This is a genomic window from Streptomyces hygroscopicus subsp. hygroscopicus (genome assembly GCF_001553455.1).
In the GTDB taxonomy this organism is placed as follows: Bacteria; Actinomycetota; Actinomycetes; order Streptomycetales; family Streptomycetaceae; genus Streptomyces; species Streptomyces hygroscopicus.
The window spans coordinates 1-4,781 of sequence record NZ_BBOX01000067.1 but is presented as its reverse complement, the minus strand read 5'-3'; the positions used below and the strand labels follow the sequence as shown (position 1 = coordinate 4,781).

Annotated in this window: 3 protein-coding genes and 1 pseudogene; 2 read left to right on the top strand and 2 right to left on the bottom strand. The window is 74.5% G+C overall.

Annotation, left to right across the window (positions count from 1 at the left end):
• Positions 1–801: 801 nt before the first annotated feature.
• Positions 802–1,167, bottom strand: coding sequence for a hypothetical protein (locus AXW62_RS08430; protein ID WP_030838991.1), 366 nt, complete (start codon positions 1,165–1,167; stop codon positions 802–804).
• A gap of 217 nt (positions 1,168–1,384) precedes the next feature.
• Between AXW62_RS08430 and AXW62_RS08425 the strand changes: the two genes are divergently transcribed.
• Positions 1,385–1,825: an Lrp/AsnC family transcriptional regulator gene (locus tag AXW62_RS08425; protein ID WP_030838994.1), complete on the top strand. Its 441-nt coding sequence runs from the start codon at positions 1,385–1,387 to the stop codon at positions 1,823–1,825.
• A gap of 90 nt (positions 1,826–1,915) precedes the next feature.
• Positions 1,916–3,559 (top strand): amidohydrolase, encoded by a 1,644-nt coding sequence (locus AXW62_RS08420; protein WP_060943953.1) that lies wholly within the window; start codon positions 1,916–1,918, stop codon positions 3,557–3,559.
• 593 nt (positions 3,560–4,152) lie between these two features.
• Here AXW62_RS08420 and AXW62_RS45055 read toward each other — a convergent pair.
• A pseudogene (locus AXW62_RS45055) lies at positions 4,153–4,781 on the bottom strand (hypothetical protein); the annotation flags it as partial.

The following is a 4,781-nucleotide window of genomic DNA, read 5'->3' as shown; positions in this document are numbered from 1 at the left end:
CTCGCGCTCCGTGCCGCGTCCCGCGCTCCGTGCCGCGCCCCGCCAAGTCGGGCCCGTGCCGGGCCCGCGCCGTGCCGGGCCCCGAGCGCGCTCAAGGGCTGCCCCTTCGAGGTCTGTGCGTCGGTCGGACCCCGCTTCGTGCTCGCCGACACGGCCACTCGCCTTGAGGAGCCGGACCCGGCGGCGGCACGGCCGCAGGACACCAGTGGGTGAACGTTTTCCGGGCAGGCGGCGACGGCCAGGCTGTTCCGCGTGGGCGCCGCGGGGCGGGTCACCCCGACGCCGTCCGCCACTCGCCGGATACGACGACATGAGGGATGCGGCTGCACGGCGGGTGGGGGCTGCGCGAGGGGTACGGCAGCACCGTATAGATGCGCCCGCACGGCCGACTTCCCAGCCGAGCGCCGGATGCGCGGGGCCAGGGCGCTGGGGGCCATGGGGGGTGTCGATCGGAGCGAGCGGGTCGTCCTCGCCCGCGCTCTCGCGCGGCCTGGGGCCGGCTGAGCTGGACTTGTCGGTACGGGGCCGGGGCCGGGCTCGTCGGTAACAGGGCCAGGCTTGTTCGAAGCGGGTCCGGGCTTTTCGGTACGGGGCCGGGCTTGTTCGAAACGGGTCCGGGCCGAAGGGACGCGTCACGGGACCAGGTCAAAGGGACGCGTCACAGGTCCGGGCCGAAGGGGCCGTCACAGGTGTCGGGCCGAAGGGGCCGTCACGGGGCCGGGCCGAAGGGGCGCGTCGCGGGCGCCCCGGAGGCGAACGAGCCCTGACAGGGGGGCGCGACCGGCGCCCCCGCCGTTTCTCCTACCGCCGCGTCACCGGGAACCGGATCGGCTTGGAGCCGGGTCCGCCGAGGTGCGAGAACGGCTGCATCCGCCAGTCCAGGCCCTCCGGAAGCGTCAGCAGCAGCGCGGCGTCCCGCTCATGCGCGTCCAGCGACGCGTCGGCGGGGGCGGCATCGGCCACCCGGCGGCCGGTGCCGGCGCAGACCGTGAGCCCGAACGGGTTCCACGGGGAGGAGCACAGCGCGTGCTCCGGAAGAACGTCCTCGTCGGCGAGGAGCGCGATGGGACGCGCGCAGTCCGGGCAGATCACCCGGAACATCTCATAGGTGTCGTTGTTCTCGTCGGTGTCGATGTCGCCTGCGTCGAGGCGCTCAAGATGAGGCATGAGTTTCCCCCTCGGGTGGGCTGGTCAGGCGCGTCGGCCTCGACCACAGCAAGCATTTCCCTCGCGGCCGCATAGGTAATCGCGGCAACTCATAGGACACCCATGAGGAGATGTGGTGTTCGTCACATGCCTGGTGCAGATGCGGCGCACAAGGGCCTATGTCCGCTGTGCCCGCCCGTTGTGCCCGAGCGTCCCCGACCACATAAGGTGATCGGCTGTGGAGGAGTTGGACAGACAGATCGTGGAGCTGCTCGTCAAGGACGGGCGGATGAGCTACACGGACCTGGGCAAGGCCACCGGCCTGTCCACATCGGCCGTGCACCAGCGGGTTCGCCGCCTCGAGCAGCGGGGTGTGATCCGCGGCTACGCCGCTGTCGTGGACCCCGAGGCCGTCGGCCTTCCCCTCACCGCGTTCATCTCGGTCAAGCCCTTCGACCCCAGCGCGCCCGACGACATCTCCGAGCGGCTCGCCGAGGTGCCCGAGATCGAGGCGTGCCACAGCGTCGCGGGCGATGAGAACTACATACTCAAGGTGCGCGTCGCCACCCCGCTGGAGCTGGAGCACCTGCTCAGCCGCATCCGCTCGCTGGCCGGTGTCTCCACCCGCACCACCGTGGTCCTCTCCACGCCCTATGAGGCGCGCCCGCCACGCATCTGAGCCCCATCCCCCAGCCCCCATCCCCTGCCGCATCCCCCGCCCCATCCCCTTTCGCCCCCGCCGATTCCGACTCCCGCTGAGGCAGCCGCCGTGAACGACCCGACCCCCGCCCAGGCCACCGAAGGCCGCACCGTCCTGCTGCGCGGAGGCGAGGTCCACAGCCCCGCCGATCCGTTCGCGACCGCGATGGTCGTCGAACGCGGCACCATCGCCTGGGTCGGCTCCGAAGGGGCCGCGGACGGCTTCGCGGACGGCGTGGACGAGGTCATCCAGCTGGACGGGGCGCTGGTGACGCCCGCCTTCACCGATGCGCATGTGCACACCACCGCGACCGGGCTCGCCCTCACCGGACTCGATCTCACCGGCGCCCGTACGCTCGCCGAAGCGCTGGAGCGGGTGCGCGCCCACGCCGCCGCCCACCCCGCCGACCGGGTGCTGCTCGGCCACGGCTGGGACGCCGCCCGCTGGCCCGAGGGGCGTCCGCCCTCCCGTACCGAACTCGACGAAGCGACCGGCGGCCGCCCCCTCTATCTCACCCGCATCGATGTCCACTCCGCCGTCGTCACCAGCGCACTGCTCGACCTCGTTCCCGGCGTGTCCGAGCTGCCCGGCCATCACCCCGACGCGCCGTTGACCGACGCCGCCCACCACGCGGTGCGGGCCGCCGCCCACGCGGGCGTCACCGAGCGGCAGCGCGCCGACGCCCAGCGGGCCGCACTCGCCCGCGCCGCCTCGCTCGGCATCGGCAGCCTCCACGAATGCGCTGGGCCGGACATCTCCTCCGAGGACGACCTCACCGGACTGCTGCGGCTCGCCGCCGAGGAGCCGGGGCCGCGGGTGTACGGCTACTGGGCCGAGGCCGCGAGCAGCGCCTCCGACCTGGACAAGGTGCGCGAACTCGGCGCCATCGGCGCGGCGGGCGATCTCTTCGTCGACGGGGCGCTGGGCTCGCACACGGCGTGTCTCCACCAGCCGTACGCCGACACGCCGCACACCGGGACCGGTTATCTGGACGCGGCGGCCGTCGCGGCGCATGTCATCGCCTGCACCGAGGCCGGGACGCAGGCCGGTTTCCACGCCATCGGCGACGCCGCCGTCACGGCCGTCGTCGAGGGGGTACGGGCCGCCGCCGACAAGGTCGGCCTCGCCCGCGTCCGCGCCGCCCGGCACCGCGTGGAACACGCCGAGATGCTCACCCCCGAGACCATCGCGGCCTTCGCCGAACTCGGCCTCACCGCCTCCGTCCAGCCCGCCTTCGACGCCCTGTGGGGCGGTACGGACGGCATGTACGCCCAGCGGCTCGGCCCCGAGCGGGCCCGCACCCTGAACCCCTACGCGGCGATGCTGCGCGCCGGTGTGCCCCTGGCGCTCGGCTCCGACAGCCCCGTCACCCCGCTGGACCCCTGGGGCACCGTGCGCGCCGCCGCCTTCCACCGCACCCCGGAGCACCGGATCTCCGTCCGCGCCGCCTTCACCGCCCACACCCGTGGCGGCTGGCGGGCCATCGGACGGGACGACGCGGGCGTCCTGGTGCCCGGCGCGCCCGCCGACTACGCGATCTGGCGGACCGGTGACCTCGTCGTGCAGGTGCCCGACACCCGGGTCGCCGGGTGGTCGACCGATCCGTGCTCCGGCACCCCTGGTCTGCCCGATCTCACCCCCGGCGGTCAACTGCCCGTATGTCTGCGCACGGTGGTGGGCGGACGCACCGTCCATCTCCGACCGGACGAGTGACGCACGGGCGGGCCGTACCGCCGAACGATGACCCGGCGGCCTGTCGTGGCATCTGAACACCGTCCGTACTGACCTGGTCATTTGAGGAAACGTCGCAGGTCATGAGGGTGTTGACAGGGTGCGGTCGGTGGCCGGTAGGTTCGGCTGCGTCCACCACAGGACGCCCGACCGGGGAATCTTCACGTAGTCGTCGAACGCCGCTGGGCCAGAGGGAGACGCGCCGCCGCGGTGCGCCGCCACTGGGAGCCAGGTCCAGCGCACGGGGGCGAGGGAGGGATCGCCGGGTCGGCAGGTGCGACCCGGGAGGGGCCCGGACGCTCAGTAGACAACGGCTCTCGGTCGATCCGCAGCCAGCGGGTCCCAGGTCGGCCCGAAGGGCGTCGGGCCCCCATCCGCACGCACACGGCGGACCGCCCCCGCCGCGGGGGCGGCGCCGCCGGGCAAGTCCCTTCCGGCGCTTCCCCCGCGACGCGGGGGAATCCGCCAGGAGGTCCCTGGAAAGCCCCCCGGCCGGAGCCGCGGCGGCTCCGCACCTGGGGGCCGCATTCCGCACCTCCCGGACCACGTCCGCGCGCCCGCGTTGTACGGTCACCTCACCACAGCACGACCTGCAGGAAGGCCGCACCGTGCCATCGGGTTCCGACGCCACCGCCGAAGCCGCCCCCACCGGGCCGGACGCAGACCGCCCGGGTCAGCAGCCCGGCTCCGCCGCCGCGCCGCCCACCGGCGGTGCCGTCGAGCGCGGTGCCGCGGGTGATGGCGATGACGGCGGTGCCGCGGGTGACGGCGATGACGGCGGTGCCGCCGGCGGGACTGGGGCCGGGTCCGGGGCAGGCCGGTCCGGAGCCGACGGGTCCGGGACCGGCGAGCCCGGGGCAGACGAGTCCGGGGTCGGCGGGTCCGGGGCAGCCGTGTCCGGGACTGGTGGGTCCGGGGCAGGGAAGCCTGAGTCGGGCGAGCCGGGAGCAGGCCGGTCCGGGGCCGACGGGTCCGGGGTAGACGCGTCCGGGACTGGTGGGTCCGTGGCAGGGAAGTCCGAGTCGGGCGGGCCGGGGGCAGGGAAGCCCGGGGCAGCCCAGTCCGGGGCAGCCGCGTCCAGGACTGGTGGGTCCGGGGCAGGGAAGCCCGAGTCGGGCGGGCCGGGGGCGGGGAAGCCCGGAGTAGGCGAGCCCGGGGCAGACGCGTCCAGGACCGGCGAGCCCGCGGCGGGGAAGCCCGGGGC